Origin of the sequence: Arthrobacter ginsengisoli (genome assembly GCF_031456935.1) — a bacterium.
GTDB classification, from domain to species: domain Bacteria; phylum Actinomycetota; class Actinomycetes; order Actinomycetales; family Micrococcaceae; genus Arthrobacter; species Arthrobacter ginsengisoli.
Genome location: NZ_JAVDVQ010000019.1, coordinates 34,964 through 55,752, shown reverse-complemented (window position 1 = coordinate 55,752; position 20,789 = coordinate 34,964). Strand labels below are relative to the sequence as shown.

Sequence of the window (20,789 nt, the reverse complement as noted above, 5' to 3'; positions counted from 1 at the left end):
AACCCGCTCTCAACGGGCATATCCGCACTTTCCCGGGTCGCGACGACGTGACCCCCAGCCAGGAGGAAATCATGGGCCACAAAGTAGCCCTCAGCTTCGAGGATGGCGTCACCAAGGTCATCAAAGTCGGCGACTACGAGACCGTGATGGACGCCGCGTACAAGGCACGGATCAACATTCCATCCGACTGTCGCGACGGTGCCTGCGGCACCTGCAAAGCGTTTTGCGATTCCGGCTCCTTCGATCCGGGCGACTACATTGACGACGCGATGACGGAGGAGGAGCTCGAAAAGGGTTACATGCTCACCTGCCAGGCGGTTCCGGAGTCGGATCTGGCCATTCAGATTCCCGCCACGTCGGAATCCGCGAAAACGTCTGCCACCACCTTCACTTCCACGGTGAAGGAACTCGACAAGCATTCGGAAACCACAGTTTCCTTCACCCTGGCGGTGGAAAACCGGGACGCCCTGGCCTTCCTGCCGGGCCAGTACGTCAACATCAAGGTCCCCGGCACCGACGCCGAGCGTTCCTATTCGTTCAGCAGCGGCCCCGAGGTGCAGGATGCCTCATTCATGGTGCGGGTGACGCCCCAGGGTGCCATGTCCGAATACCTGCGTGACCGGGCGGCGGTGGGCGACACCGTTGAATTCACGGGTCCCTATGGCTCGTTCTTCCTGCGTGAGCCCAAGCGCCCCCTGTTGCTCCTCGCAGGCGGCACGGGCCTGGCCCCACTCCTGTCCATCCTCGAGAAGCTCTCCGAGAACCCGCCGTCGGCACCCGTCCATCTGATTTATGGCCTCACCCGTGAGGCGGACATCGTCGGTCTGGACTGGCTGCGGGAATATGAGGCGAAGCTGCCCGGATTCACGTGGGACTACATTGCGTCCGAACCCGACACGTCTGCTCCCCATACGGGCTATGTCACCCAGATTATTGAGCCCTCGCACCTAAACGATGGCGACGTTGACATCTACCTGTGCGGACCGCCTCCCATGGTCAATGCAGTGTCGAAGTGGCTGGACTCCGAGGGCATCAAGCCCGCCAACTTCTACTTCGAGCGCTTTGCCCCGAAGGAAACCACTGGGGGCGACGCGGAAACAGGTGCACCTGCACCCGCGGAGAAGATTGAGGCGGAAGGCGACACGATGAGCCGCAGCGAGGCTGTCTCCTCCCTGGAGACCGGCCGGCTGGATTTCCGCAAGGAGGACAGCTTCGCCCAGCTTGACGCCCGCATGGGACTGGAACTTGCAGTGAGCGAGCTGATGTTGGGCCGTCTCAGCCAAGAGCAGCTGCACCAGTTCCGCCGGCTTGCCGAGGCCACCACGCTCTTTGTTAGGGCCGGCGCCGTTCAGGAACCGGATGAGTTCGCCCGAACCAATGAGGAGTTCCACGAATACCTTTTCGTGGTCTGCGACAACCCGATGCTGCTCGAGTCTTACCGTCGGCTGGACGTCCACGCGCAGATGGCGGCGGCCTTCGAAAAGGGAACCCCGATCTTCGAGCGGGTCACACAGGACCACCTTGATATTGTTGATGCCTTCGAGCGCCAGGACAAGGCGCGGGCGCGGGAGGTCATCATGGCCCATGCACGCGATGCCAAGGAAACCATGTCAGGGGCGATCGACGCCAAGGCTGGCAACTGATGACGCGACCATATGCGGGACAGTTCGTTACTCCCGGCCGGTACGCCGGGAAGGTGGCCGTTGTGACCGGTTCCGCCCAGGGCATTGGCCAGAAGGTAGCAGAGCGGATCGGTGCCGAGGGCGGCGCCGTCGTCCTTGTAGACCGGGCCGATTTGGTTCATGAGGTGGCGCAAGGGATCCAGGAGGCCGCGCAGCGTTCCGGTTCAGGAGGCTCCGCTACCTCAGTGAACGCTGACCTTGAGACGTTCGCGGGCGCGCAGCTGGCTGTGGACGCGGCGCTGGCAGCCCACGGCCGGGTGGACGTACTGGTCAACAATGTCGGTGGCACCATCTGGGCCCGCCCGTACGAAGAGTACGACGAGGACAAGATTGAGAAAGAGATCCGCCGCTCGCTCTTTCCCACCCTCTGGGCCTGCCGGGCTGTGCTGCCGGCCATGCTGCAGCAGGGCTCGGGCACCATCGTCAACGTTTCCTCGGTGGCCACCCGCGGAATGCACCGCGTGCCGTATGCGGCGGCAAAGGGTGGTGTCAATGCCTTGACCCAGTCATTGGCGATGGAGGTGGGCGGACGCGGTATCCGCGTGGTGGCCACAGCCCCGGGCGGTACCGAGGCGCCACCCCGCAAGGTCAAGCGGGGGCCGGAGGCCGAGTCCTCCACGGAAAAGGCCTGGTACCAGGTGATTGTTGACCAAACCGTTGAATCGTCCTTTCTGAAGCGCTACGGGACATTGGACGAACAGGCCGCTCCCATCGTCTTCCTGGGATCAGATGAAGCGTCCTTCCTAACTGGCAGCATCCTCCCAGTCGCTGGCGGGGACTTGGGCTGAGGCCGCTGTGATGGATGCCCGCCGCCGGGTCCGGTCCGCTGGCTCCGGTAGAGTTGCGGCCATGACGGCGGCATCCATACACGGCGGAGTGGCGGAGGACTTGCCGCTTGTAGGCCGGTCAGCGGTCTTTGAAGAGCTGTTAGAGATGTTGCGCACGGTCCGCAAGGGCAACGTCGGCGCAGTGGTGATCACCGGTCCAACCGGGGCGGGGAAGACCGCCGTACTGGAGTTCTTTCTTGAGCACTGCCGCACCGTGGCCCGTGGTGTCCGTGTGCTGTCCGCCATGGGCGATGAATGGGAGGCACAGTTTCCGCTAGCGGGGTACTCCCAGCTCATGCGCACGTTGCCGCTGCGCTCGGCCAAGGATTACGACTCCGGAATGGCCTTGTCCGCGGGCCCCGTTGGGGCTCTCACCCCCGACGAAGTGGTTAATTACGCTTCCACACTCAGCACCCACCTCGAAGGACTGCAGTCGCAGGGCAGCGTGGTTGTTGCCGTCGACGACGTCCACAAACTGGACGTGGAGAGCCTGCGTATCCTCACGTTCGTCATGCGCCGGCTGCATGGAAAGCGGATTTTGTTCGTGCTCACGCTCAATCCCGATGACGCTTTACGGGTCCCCGCCGGTGCGCTGGACTTCCTGACGGGCCATCAGGTGGCCTCTATCCCTCTGGATCCGCTGACCCCGCAGCAGGTTCAGGATCTCGCCAGGAGGATCCGCGGCGTCGATCTCAGTGCGACGGCGGCCCACGGCCTGGTCCAGCACACCGGAGGGCTGGCACAACCGATCGTGGAGCTGCTCCATGAGCTGCCGGTGGAAACCTGGCAGACGTGGTTTCCCTCCCTGCCGCCGACTTCCCGTGTGCGAGCCCGGGTGCGCAGTGTCCTGGGCGCAGCGACCCCGGGGCTGGTTGCTGTCGCGGAGGCTGCCTCTGTGCTCGGGCGCGCCGCAAGCCCGGCAGAGGTTTCCCAGGTGAGCGGGGTGGAGTCCGTCATGGAGCCACTCGACGAGGGACACCGTGCCGGACTGCTGGGCTTGACCGTTGACCAGGCGCGTTCCGCCGTGGTGTTCTTTGAACCAGGTACCGCCGAGGCCATCTACGAACAGATCATTCCCAGCCGGCGCATTGCGCTTCATCGGCTTGCCGCTGAAGCCGTGCAGCCCGAGGGCGAACGGTTGGGCCACCGCGTCTCTGCCACACCCGGCGCCGACGAAGGCCTGGCCGAGGAGCTGGAGGAATTCGCCCGACGCCAGGCGCTGGTAGGAGCGTGGCAGGATGCCTCAACAGCTTTGTTCTCCGCGTCCCGGCTTTCCCAGGACATCCGTTCCCGGAACGACAGGCTCCTGAGGGCCGTGGATGCCCTGGTGGGTTCCGGCAACATTGCCCAGGCCCAGATGTGGACCGCGGCAGTGGACGCCCTGCCGTCGTCGCCGCTTCGCTCCTCTGTGTTGGGCTACCTCTCCACCGCGTCGGGACAGAACGACAGCGCGCAGACACAGTTGGAGATGGCCTGGCGCACCTCCAACCCGCAGCGTGATCCATCCGCCGCAGCGCAGGTGGCGCAGCGCTTGGTCCTGCACGGGGTAGCATCCTGGGACGGCCCAATGATTACTACTTGGGCAGAACGGGCCATGGAACTTACGCCGCCGGGAACCCCCGCCCACATTGAATCAGAGGCCATCTACGGCCTGGGCCTGTATGCACAGGGCCGGCTTTCCGAGGCGGAGGCCTCCTATCACCGGGCCTTCGAACACGCTGCCGAGAACGCCCAAAAACAGCGCGTCCAGATGGGCGCGGGCTGGCTGGCGCTGCGCCTTGACAACGTTGAGACTGCGCTGGTGAACTTCGAGTCCGCGGCCCCCACTGAGTACCGGGGCGGGTCGATGCGGATTTCCCTCTGGGCCGAGGCGTGGCTGGCGCGTACGCACTTAGTTCTCGGGAACTGGGATGCGGCGGCCGCCACCGTGGTGCGCGCTTCCGCGCGCCTCGAGACCTCGCGAATGCCGCTGATCCGCCCGCTGCTCTATTGGACTGCGGCAGAGCTCTGGTCCATGCGGGGAGACTGGGAGCGGGCACGGTACTACGTTTCGCAGGCCGCGGTGCAGCCGGGGACCTATCGCGCCATGCAGGTGCCGGCGAGCCTCGCCCGTGCCCGCTTCCACGAGGCGAGGGCGGACTACGAAGGTGCTTTGGCCGTCCTGCAGCCGCTGACGGAGCTTGACCCGTGGACGGAGAACAGGGTGTCCTTCTGGCCCTGGCAGGACACATACGTCAACGCCCTCGTCATGACTGACCAGCTCGACGCCGCGGACTCGTTCCTCACGGCGTTCGAGCGCGTGCCGCGCGAGCGGGAAGTGCCTTCGGATATGGCCCGGATGGCGTGGGCGAGGGGCCGGCTGGTAGCCGCGCAGGGAGACCCCGACACAGCCAGGGGACATTTCGAGGCGTCCCTGGGCTACCTTAGGGGGCTCAACCGACCGTATCTGCGGGCACGCGTTAGTTTTGCCTTCGGCCAGAGCATGCGACGGGCGGGCAAACGTCGCCTGGCGTCGACAGTCCTGCGCGCGGCCCGCGACCTATACGACTCCCTGGGTGCGGCCACCTACGTGGAACGGTGCGACCGGGAGCTCAAGGCAACGGGCCTCGACGTCGGAAATATGCCCGACCCTGCCGACCCCGTACTCACCGCGCTCAGCGATCACCACCTCCAGCTCACAGCACAGGAACGGGCGGTGGCCGAACTAGTAGCGGGCGGCGCCACCAACAAGGAGGCGGCCCGGGCCCTGTTCCTGGCGGAGAAGACCGTGCAGTACCACCTGACCCGGCTCTACCGGAAAATGGGAATCCGCTCCCGCAGCGAGCTCGCGGCCGCGTTCCGGGCTCGGGATTGACTCGGAACACGGCCGGCAATAGAGCCCCTGACGGCGTTCAGTAGTTGACGCCGGCGCTTACTTGACGTCGGAGGGGTGTTTCGCGAGCGGCACCACTGAGATGTCCATATACGGGAACAGCGGCAGGTTCTGCAGGATCTCATGGAGTTCGTCGTTGGAATCGACGTCGAAGATCGAGTAGTTGGCGTATTCGCCCACAACTCGCCAGATTTCCGGCCACTTGCCCGAGCGCTGCAACTGCTGCGAGTAGGCCTTCTCCTTGGCCTTGATTTCCGTTGCCTCGTTGGCTGGCAGGTCGGCTGGCAGGTTTACGTCCATGTGGACCAGGTACTTCATGAATGTCCTTTCGGTAAAGGGGTTGCTATCGATCGGTGCGGTAAAGGGAGAGCTTTTCTTCGTCAACAGCGGTACCCACGCCGGGGCCCTCGGGCACATGGATGCGCCCCCCGGTGATGACCAAAGGCTTGGCCAGCAGGTCGTCGGCCATGTCCAGGTAGTTGGAGAGTTCCGCTGCGCGCTTGGCGGTGTGGGCGAAGGCGGCGCCGAAGGTCACCGACGCGGCCGTGCCGACCTGGGTGTCGATCTGGTTGCCGATATAAACGTCGATGCCCATTCCCTCGGCCATCCCGACGATCTTGGCCGCCTCCGTGAAGCCGGACCGTGCCGTCTTTACAGCCAGCAGGTTGGCGCCCCCGGTGAGGATTTCCCGTGCGGCCTCACCGAGGTTCGCGGCAGATTCGTCTGCGGCAATGGGGATGGGAGAGTTCTCCACAAGGCGGCGGCGGCCGAGGACCTCGCGGGCGTCGTCGGGCTCCTCAAGGAACTGCAGTCCCAAATCCACCGTCCGGCGGAGTACCTCGGCTGCCTCGTTGGCAGACCAGCCGCGGTTGGCGTCCATGTAGAGCTCGGCATCCTCGCCGAGGCCCTCCCGCAATACCCGAGCGGCCTCGATGTCGAGGTGCAGGGGACGGCGGCCGGTCTTGAGCTTGAACGTGTTGATGCCATACGTCTCGCGGAACTCGAGGGCCAACGCCAGCAACTCCTGCGCGGGCTTGAAGCCGAGCATATGGGAGACGCGGAGGGAGTCGGAGTACCCACCCAGCAGTTTTGTCACCGGCTGACCGAGAGTTTTGCCTATGACGTCCCAAAGGGCGATGTCCACGGCCCCCTTGGCGGTCTGGTTGTGCACCGTGCGGTACAGGATCGCCTGGACTTTCTCACGGTCAAATATGTCGACCCCGATCAGTTGGGGAGCAAAAACATCCTCCACCACCGCAACGATCGACTTCTGCGTCTCCCCGTAGGTGTAGGGGCGCGGCGGCGTGTCAGCGGTGCCCACCACTCCATCGTCGGTGCGAAGCCTGATGAGAACATGGTCCGCCTCGTGCACCGATCCGGAAGCAAAATGCAGTGGATGAAGATACGGGATCGAGTAGGGAATCGCCTCAATAGCCTTGATCTTCATGAGTGGGAGAGCCTTTCATCAGTGGGAAACGGCGCAGGGCCGGAGGCCGGGACCGGCGCCGGGGGTGCCGCAGTTGCGGTAACGACGACGTCCAAGAAGTTGTGTAGCAACGCAGAGTGATGCCCCCGCAGCCAGGCGACAGCGAGCTCCACCATGGGGACGTTTTCAATCTCCCGGTAGGCCACGCCTTCAAGCTGGAAGGCCTGAACGCTGGACGGCATGACCGCCACCCCGCCCCCTGCGGCTACGAATGCCAGCATGGTGGAGGTCTCCCCAACCACCTGGGTGATGCGTGGCTGGAAGCCCGCCTGGCGGCACAGGTCCGCGGTGGTGCGGTAGAGCACGGATTCGGGCCCGTAGGCGATGAAGTCCTGGTCCTGCAGTTCATGCATCGCCACAGGCCGATCCACGGCCAGGGCGCTGAACGAGGGAAGCGCAAGGACGAGCGGCTCCTGGGTCACCATCCGGTAGTCGATCTCCTGGGAAGCGACGGGGGGACGCAACAACGCGGCGTCCAGAGTGCCGTCCCGCAGCCCCGCTTCCATGGATGGCGTCAGCATTTCACCGTGCAGCGCAAGGGACAGGCCCGGCAGGACCTGTTTGGCAAGGCGGGCGATCTGGGGCATGACGCCGTAAGTTGCCGACCCTGAGAAGCCCACGCGGAGGACGCCGGTGGCGCCCTTCCCGACCTGGTAGACGTCGGCCTGAAGGGTCGCGACGTCGTTGACGATCTGCCGTCCGCGGTCCAGCAAGAGTTGGCCTGCCGCTGTCAGGTCCACCCTGCGGGTGGTCCGGTTGAGCAATTGGACCCCAAGCTGCTCTTCCAACTGGCGGATCTGCTGCGAGAGGGGTGGCTGCGCCATATGCAGGCGTTTGGCCGCGCGGCCGAAATGCCGCTCCTCAGCAACCGCGATGAAATAGTTCAGTTGGCGGATGTCCAACGTGGTGCCGTCCTTCCGCTAACCGGCCCCGCGCGACGCTGCCCTGGGCTCGTGATTGATTCACAGAATAACCATAATAAGCCCTACTAGGAAATTTCGTAGACGTAATATTGGCCAGGGCAGCCACGCGGACTAAGAGATCTTTCCAGCAGGAATGCTGCCCCCTGCCCGGCCTTCGGCGATCTCCTCGACTTTGTGTTCGGCCTCCTCAAGCCTGCGCTGGCGGGGCACCAGGACGGTGACGACAGCACCGAGGAGTGCGACTGCCCCGTAAATGTAGAAGGCGGTGGAACCGCCGATGCCCGCGGCGGCCAGCCACCCGCCGATGATCGGACCGAGCACCCCGCCCAGCCGGCCCACGCTGGCGCACCATGCCACGCCCGCTGCCCGGGCATTGGTGGTGAAGTAGTTGGACTGGAACCCGTAGATCAGCACCTGGGTTCCAAGCGTTCCCACGCCCGCGAGGGCGATAAAGACAAAAAGCAACGGCAACGGAAAGCTAAAGGTCATAAGCGCCAAGGAAATCGTCGCCAGCAAGAAGGTCGCGGCGATAACCCGCTGGGGGCCGTTTTTGTCCGCCAGACGGGATGCGAGCAAACCGCCCGCCACCGCGCCAAGGTTCAGCGCCAGCGGGAAATACAGGGAGTACGTCCGCCCATAGCCGTAGCCCTCCATGATTTTGGGCAACCATGTGTTGAGTCCATATGTCAGCAGCAGGCCAGAGAAGGACATTAGCCCCAGCAGGATGGATGCAACGGCGAACTGGCGGGAAAAGACGGCCGCAAAGCCGGACTTCTGTGGCGCGGCGCCGACCTGCAGGATTACGCGCTCCTTGAGGAGCGGGACGCCGGTACGTTCCGCGGCGACCAGGGCCTCCTGTTCACGGCCCCGGGACAGCAGCCACCGCGGTGACTCCGGGAGCTTGCGCCAGGCAATAGGCAGGAGAATGACCAGCGGCAGGGAGCCGATGATGAACAGTCCGCGCCAGCCAATGCTATCGAGGAAAAGGATGCCCATGATTGAGGCCAGGACGCCGCCTGCCGGGACCCCCGAATACACAATTGCGTTGTAGAACTGCCGCTTTCCCGCGGGCGCGAATTCAGCCATGGTGGCACCGGCGCTGGCGATAACTACCCCCAGGCCGAGCCCGGTCACGAACCGCAACGCACCGAAGGCAGGGACACTGGTGGCCAAGGCCGTGACGAACATGCCCACGGAGAACCAGGCGATGCCCAGGAGCATCAATCGGCGCCGGCCGAAAAAGTCACCGACAGCGCCGCAGATCAGTGAACCTACGAGTACTCCGATGAGGGCCCAGGACCCGAGGAGGCCTGCGGTGACTGCATCAAACGCTCCGATCTGGCTCGGGTCTGCGAGCAGCCCCGGTAGGATCGTGCCGTAAATGACCAGGTCGTAACCGTCAAACAAGAGCGCTGTACAGATAACGAAGGCCACCCAATTGGCGGTGCGCGCCTCCTTTTGCGGATTTTCGGCGATAACGGCGTGCGGTTGTGTCATGGTCCCCAAGTCCTCTCCGGAGAAGTGGAGGCCTACGGCACCCGGAGGATCCGAGGGGCCGTCCTCCGATTACTTCCAGCCTGACAGGCGTGTGACTCAAGTCATATGAGGGGAATGCCCGGCTTTCCGCCCGGGGGTTAATTATATGCATTTGCTCTCAATCAGCGGTTTTATTGAATTGAGCCCTCGTTGGCGCTGCACGTCTGAGTTCATACGATCTGGATACGAAAGGTGACCCAGGAACGGTGGTCCGGGAACCGGCCGATGGGTAGGCTGGCACAATGATCAACTCCGCACGGCTGCACTCGGACCTGTCCCGCCTCGGCAGGGAGACTGACATGTTACTGGCCACCGTCGAGTCCCTTGCCGACAACGAGATGACCGTTCCCTCGCTGTGTGAGGGGTGGACGCGCGCCGACGTCATCGCCCACCTCGCCTCCAGCGGCCGTGCCCTGGTAAAGCTCATCGACTGGGCTACCTCCGGCGAGGAGCGTCCCCTTTACGACTCAAGCGAGGCCCGCTCCCGGGAGATCGCTGCCCTGGCGGCCCTGCCGCGGGAGGAGCTCATTGGGGAGTTGCGGGAGTCCGCCCGAAACTTTGCCGAGCAGGCACAGCGGCTAAGCGGGGAACTCCTGGCCACGGAAGTCCAGGTGAGCGGCAAAGCGGTCCCCGCCACGTCCATCGTGGCGCTCCGGATTGCCGAGGTGGTGGTGCACCACCATGACCTCGGCACTGCTTGGACCATCGAGGAAGCCGATCCGGATTCGCTGCTCAACGCCCTCGAAGCCGTGGTGCGGTCGCTGCGCGCCAAGGGTGCTCCGGGTATGACACTTGTGACCGAAGAACGTGACGAGTGGGTGATCGGCGACGGCGGCCTGCGCGTTTTATCCGACCGCGCAGGCATGCTCCAGTGGCTGGCACGCGGGGACGCCGAACATGTTGACTTAGACGGCCCGGTGCCGGCACTGCCTTTCTGGTGAACGGACCGACCCCTCGCCGGGTCAGTCAGCGCATTACAGGGACAAGCGAGATTCCGTTGAGCATCAGGCCCAGGGCGCAATACATCTTCAGCTGGGTGGCCGGAATGGTGACATCCGGATGTATGAAGGCGCCCGTCAGCAGCAGCCCTGCCAGGCCCACCCAGATCAACGGGGCCACAGCCGATTCCAACCTGCTGGTGTCATGCAGTCCGCGCTTGCCGATCAGCCACAGGAATCCCACCCAGTCCACAACGATCACGGAACCGAACCCCAGCACCATCGCCAGGACGTGGCCGGACAGCGCCAGCCGTTGGACACCGGCGTCGAACGTGGTGGTATGGCCAACAGCCAACGACGCTCCCCACGCGGCTGTCGCCGCCAGCGACAGGACTGGTATCAGAATGCTGGGCCGCGACAATACTTGCTTCTGCGCCGCCGCGGTTATTGTCTGACCCGCCATCACGCCGGGCGGCACCGCGGCCAGGGCGGAACCCGTGTGCTGGAGGTACTCCACGGCCAGGGTGTCCTGCTTAGCCATGGCCATCTGCATGGGGACGTAGTGCGTGCGTGGATCCTTGACGAAGGCAACAAAGAACAGCCCGGTGTCGAGGTGCCCCAGCCCGTCCGACCCGTCGGTGTAGTTGTACCCGCGGCGCAGCATCCGGACGGAGACTACGGCGGCCGCGCACCCGCACCTGTACCCGAACAACGGCGACGATGACTGCGAACGGGAACGCACCCTTGGAGTGTGGATCCGCGCGTAGCGGTAAACGGCGCCGCGGCGACTTCGGCCCGGTGAAGGTCAGGCTCCTGAACGACGCCGTTGCCGGATGGCAGACCGGGAGGAATCGCGGCCGCCCTCCCCGAAGGTAACGACACGTTGTGCCCGCTGGGGGTCAGGCGGAGCCCTTCGCACAGCTCAAGGCCGTGCCCGTGGGCGCAACCTGTTCTCCTGGAGGTCGGCCCGGAAACACAGGCGGATTTCTGGGCCCCGAAAATAGCCTTCCGGCGCCGTCCGGGCACTCCCCCGATGCTCGCCGTTGAACTGCTTACTCAATGCCGGGGGCTTCTTCCTCCGCCAGCCTGATCATGCGCAGCTCCTCCTCCACCGCGCGGGAAGGCCAGTAGTCCTTCGCCAGCTCACTGGCCCGGATTTGATCTGCTGCCGGTACGATTTTGCCGAGCAGCCCGGCAGCCTGAAGCAGGGCGATCAGCGCCGTGGTCCTGGCATCGACTGCCCTGGCATCAGGCTTCGCGGGAGCGGGCGTCCCGGCAGCTGGCTTCCCGGAAACGGGCGTCGCGGTAACGGGCGTCCCGGCATCTGTCTCCGTGGCAGCGGACGCACCGGCATCCGACGGCGCACTGCCGAGGGCGGCCTGGATCTTTTTCAGGAGCGCCGCCTCAGGAGCATGGTCCTTCTCCGGGTACCGGGTGGACTTGAACAGACCAAGGTGTTTTTCGCCGACATGTTCCACGATGCCCTGGGACGCCATCCCCTCGTAAACACGCTGCATTTCGGCGCGGCCCTCCAGCATGGAGACCCAGCGCTTGGGAGTGTGCGGCCGTGATTTGCCGCGGATGAGCTCCAGCTCGTGCTGCAAATCCGTCTGCGGGGCTGTGCCCGTAGCCCTGACGTGCTTCCCCTGGAGCCTGATTGCACCGATCAGGTCCAGCTCGGCCAATATTGCCCCGGCCAACGTGGTCCTGAGTGCGAACATAGGGACTTCAGGTTTGCCGTCCGTGTCGTTCGTTGCCAGAAGGAGGAAGGCCTGGGGAAGGTTCAGCTCCACGGCCTTCGGTGTTTCAGCGTTCATACGAACATCGTGGCGCGGCTGGGCTGCCAGCACAATAAGGATTTAGCAGCGTCGACGTCGGCGTCTCCATTGCCCTGCCGCTGGCACCGCTGCCAAAGGTTCGCGGCCACCTGGTGCCTCCGTCCATTGCCGGGGGCACCAGGTGGGTTGCGATGCGCTGTCGGGAGCGTGCCTCAGGTCCGGACGCCTGCGGGGCCGCCGTCTGAGCTGGGGTTTGCGCCGCTGGCAGGCTGCACCCTCACGGACGGCACCGGTTTTTCATCGCCCGGCCGAAAAGAGCGCCAGGCCGCGAGTCCCGCGGTCACTGCGACGGCCACCGCCCCGGCAATAAGCCAGGCTTTCCTGGAAGCCGTCCGCTTCGACTTAGCCCGGCCGCGGGCCGTAACCGGGACTGCGTCCGGCGAAACCCGCTTCAGGCCCTCGTGAACACGAGGTGCCAGAGTTTCCACTCCGCCGGCGAGCTCATCAGCGAGCCGCCGCAGACCTGCCTGGATCCTCGGGGACGCAGATTCGATCCCGGTATCGAGCCCCGCCACCACTCTTTGCAATGCCGCCTCGACCCCGGGAGTGGCCCACTCCTTCCCCTTGGTCAGCTGGGACATGAGATTCTCTGAAAGATGCCGGACCTGGTCGGCCTGGGCAGCTGGTGTTGCCGTGCGCATAAGTGCCTCCTCGGTGTGATGTACTCCCATAGCCTACGGCGGCCGGCGCCCGCGAAAAAGGGGCCCTCCCGGCGGCAGCCACCAAGAACGCCGCGCTCCTCGGCGACGTAAGCCCGCGGTGGCCGGAAGACGAGTTTGAGGATTCCCTACCGCGACAGAATTCGGGCACAGTACGACGTCGTCGACAACCTCGTGGAAGCGGCCAACGCTTCGGGCGCGCCCGCATCCTGCTCGGCGGAAACCCGGACGCCGAGCAGCCCGGCTACTTCTACCCGACCACTCTCATAGCCGACATCGACAACGACAACCCCCTGGTGGCCGAGGAGCAGTTCGGCCCGGCCCTGCCGATCATCCGTTACAGCACGGTTGACGAGGCTGTTGCAATGGCAAACGGCCTCGACGTGGGGCTCGGCGCCTCGGTCTGGTCCTCGGACCTTTCAGCAGCCCGCGAAGTCGCCGCGAGGATCGAGGCCGGCACCGTCTGGATCAACAAGCACGGCGCCGTGGACCCCCGCATCCCCTTCGGCGGAGCCAAGCAGTCCGGCTACGGCCTGGAATTCGGCGTCGAAGGCCTCAAAGCCCTCGGTGTCCCCCAGATCATCAACGGCTGATCCGCTCCCGGCCCCACACACACAACGCAAGGTGCGGGCCACCCCCCGCGGCCCAGTCGCTGCAGCCGAGCCAAGATTCACGCCTGCCCGAACCCGAATATCAACCCGACAGGCGCCGGGCACCCCATGGGGTGCCCGGCGCCTGTTTCGCCCTTCGGATCAGGGTCTGAAGGAGTCGGGGAACTAGGCGGAGGCCGCCGAGCGCACGGCTTCGGCCAGTGACGTAGTCGGGCGTCCGATGAGCTTGCGCAGGTCTCCGGCGGTGACCAGAAGATCACCGCGGGCAATCCCCAGATCCGAATCCGCGAGGATCTCGGCGAACGCTTCCGGCACGCCCACACCGGCAAGCATGCCCGCGTATTCCTGGGCCGGGAGATCCCTGTAAATGATGGTCTTGCCCGCGGCGGCACTGATCTCGGCAGCAAGCTCGGTCATGGTGAAGGCCTGGTCACCGCCAAGCTCGTAGATCCTGCCCGCCTGGTCATCGGCAACAAGTACCGCCGCGGCAGCCTGTGCGTAGTCAGCGCGGGAGGCACCACTGATCCTGCCATCGCCGGCGCTGCCGGCCACCGCACCCTGTGCCAGTGCTCCCGGAAGCTGGTCGGTGTAGTTCTCCAGGTACCAGCCGTTGCGCAGGAGGGCGAAGGGGACCCCGGCTTCTTTGAGAAGCGCCTCCGTGGCCTGGTGCTCCGCCGCGAGCTTCATTTCCGAGGTGTCCGCATTTGCGATGCTCGTGTACGCAATGAGGCCCACGCCTTCAGCCTTGGCGGCCTCGATCACGGTGCGGTGCTGCGGCACCCGCTCCCCAACGGCGTTGCCGGAGATCAGGAGGACCTTGCGGGCACCTTTGAGGGCCGCGGCCACTGAATCCGGGTCCGCGTAATCCATCGCCTTGACCTGGACCCCCCGGGCGGCGAAGTCCGCCAGCTTTTCGATGGAGCGGCCGGCGGCCACAATCTCCCCTGCCGGGACGTTGCGCTCCAGCAGTGCTTCAACAACGTGGCGGCCGAGCTGGCCGGTTGCGCCTGTGATGACGATGCTCATGGGTTTCCTTTCACCATTTGTACTCTGTCACCGGTCACAACCTCACCCGCAGCCAATTGCTTCCCAAACGTTAGTACGCACTTTTAGGTAAGGTACAGGCATGGAAGTTAGTAGCAACGCCACAAGTCTCCCCGTGAGCTTTTCTACTGGTGTGTTTCCGGCAGGGTGCCCCAGCCGGACGGTGCTGGACCACATCAGCAGTAAGTGGGGCGTACTCATCCTGCTCGCCCTGTCCGAAGGCGAGCAGCGCTGGAGCGAGCTTCGCCGGCGGGCCGATGGCATCAGCGAGAAAATGCTGGCGCAGACGCTAAAGACCCTGGAGCGCGACGGCCTGGTCAGTCGTCGCGCCCAGACGGTCATCCCGCCACGGGTGGACTACAGCCTGACCAGCCGCGGCTACGAGCTGAGCGCATTGCTGGTTCCGCTGGTCACGTGGGCCTTCCAAAACGCCGATGACATCATCAACGGCCAGCGCGACCCCGCTTAGTCCGGGTCGGCCCTACGATGCCGGTGGTGCCGTTCATAGCTGTGGAACACGGCAGAAGAGGTGCTCCCTTCGTGGCCGAAGTTCCCGCGGAGCACCTCGGCCAGATCCTCCAGCGCCGCGTACAGCATCCGTCCGGCGAAGCGGAGTTCTGTGTTGTCATGGTCCCGGGCTTCAGTAGCCAGGTGTTGTGCATACGTCACGGTGGCCGGCAGCGATCCCCTGCGCTCTGCTTCGTGGAAGTAGTAGGTTTCCTGGAAGGACAGCAGGTCGATGCTGACCGATGCCACGTTTCCGGCCAGGGATTCGAGCAACGCGGCAGCGTGGGCGGGAGTCAGCGACGAGAGACCCTCGGCCCCGGCCGCTTCCCTGAACTGGTTCAGCCGGTGGGCCAACGCCCGTCGACGGCTCAGGGCAGGGTAGGTCTGCAGAATCCAGGACACCGTCGCGGTTAGCAGCCCGAACCCGGCCACGGCCTGGGCAGCCGCGACCAGCCTGAGCAGAGGCTGGGCCGGCACGATGTCACCGTAGCCGACGGTGGAGAGGGTGACCATCGAGACGTAGAGGGCTTCGCTGAAATCGCCGTGCTGCGCCACCCCGTCTCCGTACACGAAGCCTGCAGGCAGAAACGGGAAGTACACCAGAGCCCAGCCCAGCACCGCCAGGGCGGCCCAGGCACCGATCACGGCAGCCATGGCGAGAGGGGCTGCGATTGTCGATGCCCGTCCCCGGAGTTTGTTGGTTAACAGCCAGAGTCCGCGGATTATCGCCTTGCAGACCGGGCCTGTCCCACGCGGATACAGGAGTGTGTGGAAGACATCCGTAAGCATCAGCAGGATCAGGCCTGCCCCGGCCGCGATCCAGAGTGCGTCGTCGAAATCCATGCTTCAGCTTAAGGGTCCGAGGCCCCCGCGCGACGGCACCCGAAGCGAGGCGTTCGGCCGCGAGCGCGGGGTAGCCGAAATACCCCGCGGTGGCCGGGCCCGGGCCCATTGGTTGTCAGTAAACTGGGACACATGACCGAGCACGAACCGGCACCTGCCGGGGTCGCTGAGTCTCCGAGCCTGGCCGATCCCGACGACGTCGACACGTCCTTGCGCAGTCCGGCACAGCGGTCCCGCACGTTCGCCGGGATCCTGGTAAACACCGCCCTGGCCAACATCACCACCAGCTATCTGTGGTTTGCCCTGACGTTCTGGGTCTATCTGGAGACGCGCAACGTGATCGCCACCGGGGTGATCGGCGGAGCGTACATGCTGTTGATTGCCCTATCCAGCATCAGCTTCGGCACGTTTGTGGACCGCTACCGCAAGCTGGCCGTGATGCGCTTCGCCGCTGGTTTCACCCTGGTGATGTTCCTGCTGGCCGGGGTGATGTTCCTGCTGACACCCGCTGCCAGCCTGCTGGACCTGACACAGCCGTGGTTTTGGATCTTCGCCGTGATCATCCTGGTGGGCGCGGTGGTGGAGAACATGCGCAACGTCGCCCTCTCCACCGTAGTCACCATCCTCATCGAGCCTGACCGGCGGGCTAACGCCAACGGTCTGGTGGGCATGGTGCAGGGGCTGGCATTTATCGTCACCTCGGTGCTCTCCGGGCTGTCGGTCGGGCTGCTGGGCATGGGCTGGACGGTCGTCGTCGCCGTGGCGCTCACTGCCCTTGCCTTCGCGCACCTGCTCACGCTGCGCCTGCCGGAGGAGGTGCGGGTGGCCGCCACGGACGCCCACGGCGCATTCGACCTGCGCGGCTCCGTTGCCGCCGTCCTCGCCATTGGAGGCCTGTTCGCGCTGATCCTATTCACGACGTTCAACAACTTCATCGGCGGCGTCTATATGGCGCTGATGGATCCCTATGGACTGGAGATGTTCCCGGTGGAGCTGTGGGGAGCCGTATTCGCACTGGGATCCACCGGGTTCATCGTGGGCGGCGCGCTGATCGGCAAGTTCGGACTCGGGTCCAATCCGCTGCGCACCATGCTCATCGCGGTTATGGTTATGGGGGTCCTCGGCGCTGTGTTCACGCTGCGGGAGTGGGCGTGGCTGTACGTCGCGGGCATCTGGCTGTACTTGGTACTGATTCCTTTTGTGGAGGCCGCCGAGCAGACGGTCATCCAGCAGGTGGTGCCGCTGCCCCAGCAGGGCCGGGTGTTCGGGTTCGCCATGGCCTTCGAGTCGGCGGCAGCGCCGATCACCGCCTTCCTCATTGCCCCGATCGCCCAGTTCTGGATCATCCCCTATGCGCGGTCCGCCGAGGGCGCCGCCCAGCTGGCCCCGCTGCTGGGCGAGGGCACCTCCCGCGGCATCGCCCTGATCTTCCTGGTGGCCGGCATCATCATGATCGCAGCGGCGCTGCTGGCCTTCCTGACCCCGGTCTACCGCCGGGTCTCGGCGTCGTATGCGCAGGCGGCTGCACAGGGGCTGGAGACGGCGGGATCGTCGTCGCCGGCGGAGCGGGGACGGCCTGACTGAGCGGCGGAAGCCTAGAGTCGGCGCATCTTTTGAACCTTTCATTGGACGGGGAGGGGCCGCATGATAGGCGCATGACACACTTCGCATCAGCCGACCAAGCCGCTGTTGCCAAGGCTCAGCACGAGCTCCAGGAGGCCGGCATCCGCACCGTGATCGGCACGGTGGTGAATGCTTCGGGTATCACGCTGGCCAAGAGCGTTCCATTGGCCCGGCTTAAAACCTTCCACGAATCCGGGATGGGCGCTGCCCCCGTCTGGCATGTCTTCACCATCGACGGCGGGATAGCGTTCACGGACAGCATCACCCCGGTTGGCGACATGCGCCTCAGGATCGATATCGCGGGACTCCGTGTCCTGCCGGGTGGCCGGGCATGGGCACCGGCCAGCCTTTTCGAACAGGACGGAGCCGCGTCTCCGGCCTGTGCCCGCGGCCTCCTGACCGACGTCGACGGCAGCCTCGGCGAGGCCGGATACCAGGCACTCGTGGGCCACGAACTGGAATTCTTCCTCGTCGCCCCGGACGGTTCAGCGCTGGAAACCGCGCCCTGGGTTCCGTACGGGGCCACCGGTCTTCTGGACCGGTCGGAATTCCTCGATGACCTGCTGTCAGCGCTGAACCATGCCGGCATTCCAGTGGAGCAGATCCACGCCGAGTACGGCCGAAACCAGTTAGAGTTTTCCCTTCCCCCTGCTGCGCCGGTTCAGGCCGCGGACGAGGTGGTCCTTGCCAAACTCATCGTTGGCATCGTCGCCCGGGCCCACAGCATGCAGGCCTCGTTCTCCCCGCTGCCCTTTCCCGGCACCGTCGGCAACGGTGCCCACCAGCACGTTTCGCTCCACAAGGACGGCCTGCCGCTGTTCTCCGGCGGCAGCGGACCCCACGGCATCGGCGCCGAGGGCGGCGCGGCCATCGGCGGAATCATCGCAGGACTCCCCGAGATCCAGGGTTTCCTCACGGGATCAGTCTTGTCCGGAAGCCGCCTGACCCCCGGCACGTGGTCAGGTGCCTACTTGTGCTGGGGCCTGGAAAACCGGGAAGCCTCCGTGCGCTTCCTGAACGAGGGCCAGAGCAATCCGCACGGAGCCAACGTCGAAGTGAAAATCGTCGACCCGTCGGCCAACGTGTACCTGGCCTCCGCGTCCATCCTGGCACTCGCCCTTGACGGCATCCGCGGCGGGCGCAAGCTTCCGGCCGAGATCCCGGGCGACCCCGGACGGCTGTCGGAAGACGAGCGGCACCGGGCCAACATCCGGCTGCTCGCCAACTCCCCCGCCACCATCATCGACACGCTGGACAAGTCACGCCTTGCACGCGGGCTGCTCGGAGACGCCATCGTCGATGCCACCGTGGCCGTCCGGCGCTACGAACAGCGAATCTCCGCGGAACTCTCGCCGGACGAGCTTGCCGAACGCTTTCGACTTGCCTGGTCGATCTAATGGCGGGCGGTTCATTCCCGGACTTCGTCGAACAAGTCAGCCTCATTGATCACCACGTGCATGGCGCGTTTCACGCCGACGGTGATGAGGCACGCTTTCAGAACTCGCTCAACGAAGGGAACACCGAACCACTGGCCCACCCCGAGGACACCTACAACACCCAAATCGGGCTCGCCATCCGGCGCTGGTGCAGCGGCGTTCTTGATCTGCCACGGCACACCCCACCGGCGGACTACTGGAGCCGGCGCTCCGAGCTGGGCGAACTCGAGGTGTGCCGGCGCATGACCCGCGCTGCCGGCGTGAGTGACTGGCTGATCGATACCGGCTTGGATGCCGCCGACTACCTCGGCACGGCCGGCATGGCCGAGGTCTCCGGCGGGCGAACCCACGAGATCGTCCGGCTGGAACTGGTCGCCGAGGCGCTGATCCAGGAGATCGACAACCCGGCAGACTACGTCGACGAGTTCGGTCAGCGGCTTCACAAGCTCACCCGCAGCGCCGTGGGCGTCAAAACAGTTCTCGCCTACCGCACAGGATTCGACCGGAATCTCAGCCGGCCGACACCCGCCGCGGTCGCTGAAGCAGCCCGCCGCTGGCAGCAGAAACCCCGTACCGGCACCAAGGCGAAGCTCACCGACGTGACACTCATGGCCCACGGGATCCACACGGCGGTGTCGATGAAACTTCCGCTGCAGTTCCATGTCGGATTCGGTGACCGCGACCTGGACCTCCACAAAACCAATCCCCTGTACCTCCTGGACTTCCTCCGGTCCCCCGAAGTCCGGGACACACCAATCATGCTGCTCCACTGCTATCCATTCGAGCGCGAAGCCGGCTACTTGGCCCACGCCTTTGAAAACGTCCACCTCGATGTGGGCCTTGCCGTGAACTTCACCGGGTCACGGAGCCGCGATCTGGTGGCCCGCTCCTTCGAACTGGCACCCTTCACAAAAATCCTCTACTCCTCCGACGCATTCGGCCCGGCCGAACTCCACTACCTCGGCGCGCGACTGTGGCGCAACGCCATCACCAAAGTAGTCGGCGGATGGATCGACGACGACGACTGTTCCGAGGCGGACGCCCGCAAGATCGTGCAGCTCGTCGCACGCGACAACGCCCGCCGTGTGTACGCGCTCCCCTGAGCCGCCGACCTCCGTACCCAGCGATTTCAGGCGGGCTTAGATGCCTGGTTCTTCTTCCTCCGCCAGTCTGATCATGAGCAGTTCGTCCTCCACCGCGCGGGAAGGCCAGTGATCCTTCGCCAGTTCACTTGCCCGGATTTTATCTGCTGCCGGTGCGAGTTTGCCGAGCAGCCCGGCAGCCTGAAGGAGGGCGATCAGTGCCGTGGTCCTGGCATCGCGGGCCTCAGCGTCAGGCTTCGCGGGAGCGGGCATTTCCGCAGCAGGGGCCTCGACATCCGTTGCCGTGGCATCCGCCGCCCCGGCATCGGGCGGCGGACCGCCGAGTGCGGCCTGGATCTTTTGCAGGAGCGCCGCCTCCGAAGCGTGGTCCTTCTCCGGGTACCGCACGGTCCGGAACACGCCCAGGTGTTTCTCGCCGACGTGTTCCACGATGCCCCGTGCCGCCATCCCTTCGTACACACGCTGCATTTCGGCACGGCCCTCTAGCATGGAGACCCACCGCTTGGGCGTGTGGGGCCGGGACTTCCCATGGATGAGCTCCAACTCGTGCTGCAAGTCCGTTGGCGGGGCGGTGCCGGTAGCCCTGCCGTGCTTCCCCTGGAGCCCGATTGCGCCGATCAGCTCCAGCTCGGCCAGAATTGCCCCTGCCAGAGTGGTCCTGAGTGCGAACATAGGAACTTCAGGTTTGCCGTCTTGGTCGTTTTGGTTGCGAGAAGGAGGAAGGCCTGGGGAAGGTTCAGCTCCGCCGCCTGCGGCGTTTCAGCATTCACGAACATCGTGGCGCAGTTGGGCAACGGCCACAATCACGAATTGCAAGCGTCGACGTCGGCGTCTGCATTTCCCTGCCGCTGGCCCACCGCT

Annotated in this window: 15 protein-coding genes and 3 pseudogenes; 9 read left to right on the top strand and 9 right to left on the bottom strand. The window is 65.0% G+C overall.

What is annotated here, in order from left to right:
• Positions 1 to 71: 71 nt before the first annotated feature.
• Genes benC through J2X01_RS17305 form a run of 3 tightly spaced genes read left to right on the top strand, consistent with a single transcriptional unit; the run spans position 72 to position 5,363 of the window.
• Positions 72 to 1,643, top strand: a complete 1,572-nt coding sequence (benC, locus tag J2X01_RS17315; protein ID WP_310060244.1) for a benzoate 1,2-dioxygenase electron transfer component BenC — start codon at positions 72 to 74, stop codon at positions 1,641 to 1,643.
• A complete protein-coding gene (locus J2X01_RS17310) occupies positions 1,643 to 2,470 on the top strand; it encodes a 1,6-dihydroxycyclohexa-2,4-diene-1-carboxylate dehydrogenase (protein WP_310060241.1) in 828 nt (275 codons plus the stop codon). The genes benC and J2X01_RS17310 overlap by 1 nt, the downstream gene beginning before the upstream one ends.
• 10 nt (positions 2,471 to 2,480) lie before the next feature.
• Positions 2,481 to 5,363, top strand: coding sequence for an AAA family ATPase (locus J2X01_RS17305; RefSeq protein ID WP_310060239.1), 2,883 nt, complete (start codon positions 2,481 to 2,483; stop codon positions 5,361 to 5,363).
• A gap of 57 nt (positions 5,364 to 5,420) precedes the next feature.
• Here J2X01_RS17305 and catC read toward each other — a convergent pair whose 3' ends face one another.
• From catC to J2X01_RS17285, 4 genes are all read right to left on the bottom strand, one after another.
• On the bottom strand, positions 5,421 to 5,699 hold the full coding sequence (catC, locus tag J2X01_RS17300; protein ID WP_310060237.1) for a muconolactone Delta-isomerase: 279 nt from the start codon (positions 5,697 to 5,699) through the stop codon (positions 5,421 to 5,423).
• A gap of 25 nt (positions 5,700 to 5,724) precedes the next feature.
• Positions 5,725 to 6,828 carry a mandelate racemase/muconate lactonizing enzyme family protein gene (locus J2X01_RS17295; RefSeq protein ID WP_310060235.1) on the bottom strand — a complete coding sequence of 368 codons (1,104 nt, stop codon included), beginning with the start codon at positions 6,826 to 6,828 and terminating at the stop codon, positions 5,725 to 5,727.
• The gene (locus tag J2X01_RS17290) at positions 6,825 to 7,769 is read right to left on the bottom strand and encodes a LysR substrate-binding domain-containing protein (protein ID WP_310060232.1); all 945 of its coding nucleotides are present in this window, start codon (positions 7,767 to 7,769) and stop codon (positions 6,825 to 6,827) included. Before J2X01_RS17290 ends, J2X01_RS17295 begins: the two co-directional genes overlap by 4 nt.
• A gap of 132 nt (positions 7,770 to 7,901) precedes the next feature.
• Positions 7,902 to 9,287: an MFS transporter gene (locus tag J2X01_RS17285; RefSeq protein ID WP_310060230.1), complete on the bottom strand. Its 1,386-nt coding sequence runs from the start codon at positions 9,285 to 9,287 to the stop codon at positions 7,902 to 7,904.
• A gap of 281 nt (positions 9,288 to 9,568) precedes the next feature.
• On the opposite strand from J2X01_RS17285, the gene J2X01_RS17280 reads away from it, so the two are divergent.
• On the top strand, positions 9,569 to 10,267 hold the full coding sequence (locus tag J2X01_RS17280) for a maleylpyruvate isomerase family mycothiol-dependent enzyme (protein WP_310060226.1): 699 nt from the start codon (positions 9,569 to 9,571) through the stop codon (positions 10,265 to 10,267).
• A gap of 451 nt (positions 10,268 to 10,718) precedes the next feature.
• Here the strand turns inward: J2X01_RS17280 and J2X01_RS17275 are convergent.
• Both J2X01_RS17275 and J2X01_RS17270 read right to left on the bottom strand, forming a co-directional pair.
• Positions 10,719 to 10,934: pseudogene (locus J2X01_RS17275) on the bottom strand (deferrochelatase/peroxidase EfeB); the annotation flags it as partial.
• A 382-nt stretch (positions 10,935 to 11,316) separates the two neighbouring features.
• Positions 11,317 to 12,081 (bottom strand): GOLPH3/VPS74 family protein, encoded by a 765-nt coding sequence (locus J2X01_RS17270; RefSeq protein WP_310060223.1) that lies wholly within the window; start codon positions 12,079 to 12,081, stop codon positions 11,317 to 11,319.
• Positions 12,082 to 12,905: 824 nt separating this feature from the next.
• Here J2X01_RS17270 and J2X01_RS17265 point away from each other — a divergent pair.
• A pseudogene (locus J2X01_RS17265) lies at positions 12,906 to 13,354 on the top strand (aldehyde dehydrogenase family protein); the annotation flags it as partial.
• 183 nt (positions 13,355 to 13,537) lie between these two features.
• Here J2X01_RS17265 and J2X01_RS17260 read toward each other — a convergent pair.
• Positions 13,538 to 14,398 carry an SDR family oxidoreductase gene (locus J2X01_RS17260; protein WP_310060220.1) on the bottom strand — a complete coding sequence of 287 codons (861 nt, stop codon included), beginning with the start codon at positions 14,396 to 14,398 and terminating at the stop codon, positions 13,538 to 13,540.
• Between the two features lie 100 nt (positions 14,399 to 14,498).
• Here J2X01_RS17260 and J2X01_RS17255 point away from each other — a divergent pair, with 100 nt between their 5' ends.
• Positions 14,499 to 14,885 (top strand): winged helix-turn-helix transcriptional regulator, encoded by a 387-nt coding sequence (locus J2X01_RS17255; protein WP_310060219.1) that lies wholly within the window; start codon positions 14,499 to 14,501, stop codon positions 14,883 to 14,885.
• Here J2X01_RS17255 and J2X01_RS17250 read toward each other — a convergent pair.
• On the bottom strand, positions 14,882 to 15,766 hold the full coding sequence (locus J2X01_RS17250; RefSeq protein ID WP_310060215.1) for a potassium channel family protein: 885 nt from the start codon (positions 15,764 to 15,766) through the stop codon (positions 14,882 to 14,884). The genes J2X01_RS17255 and J2X01_RS17250 overlap by 4 nt on opposite strands.
• Positions 15,767 to 15,898: 132 nt before the next feature.
• On the opposite strand from J2X01_RS17250, the gene J2X01_RS17245 reads away from it, so the two are divergent.
• From J2X01_RS17245 to J2X01_RS17235, 3 genes are all read left to right on the top strand, one after another.
• Positions 15,899 to 17,350, top strand: coding sequence for an MFS transporter (locus J2X01_RS17245; protein WP_310060213.1), 1,452 nt, complete (start codon positions 15,899 to 15,901; stop codon positions 17,348 to 17,350).
• 71 nt (positions 17,351 to 17,421) lie between these two features.
• On the top strand, positions 17,422 to 18,786 hold the full coding sequence (locus J2X01_RS17240) for a type I glutamate--ammonia ligase (protein ID WP_310060209.1): 1,365 nt from the start codon (positions 17,422 to 17,424) through the stop codon (positions 18,784 to 18,786).
• Positions 18,786 to 19,928 carry an amidohydrolase family protein gene (locus J2X01_RS17235; protein ID WP_310060206.1) on the top strand — a complete coding sequence of 381 codons (1,143 nt, stop codon included), beginning with the start codon at positions 18,786 to 18,788 and terminating at the stop codon, positions 19,926 to 19,928. The genes J2X01_RS17240 and J2X01_RS17235 overlap by 1 nt, the downstream gene beginning before the upstream one ends.
• Positions 19,929 to 19,964: 36 nt before the next feature.
• On the opposite strand, the pseudogene J2X01_RS17230 reads toward J2X01_RS17235, so the two are convergent.
• A pseudogene (locus tag J2X01_RS17230) lies at positions 19,965 to 20,698 on the bottom strand (GOLPH3/VPS74 family protein).
• Positions 20,699 to 20,789: the final 91 nt, after the last annotated feature.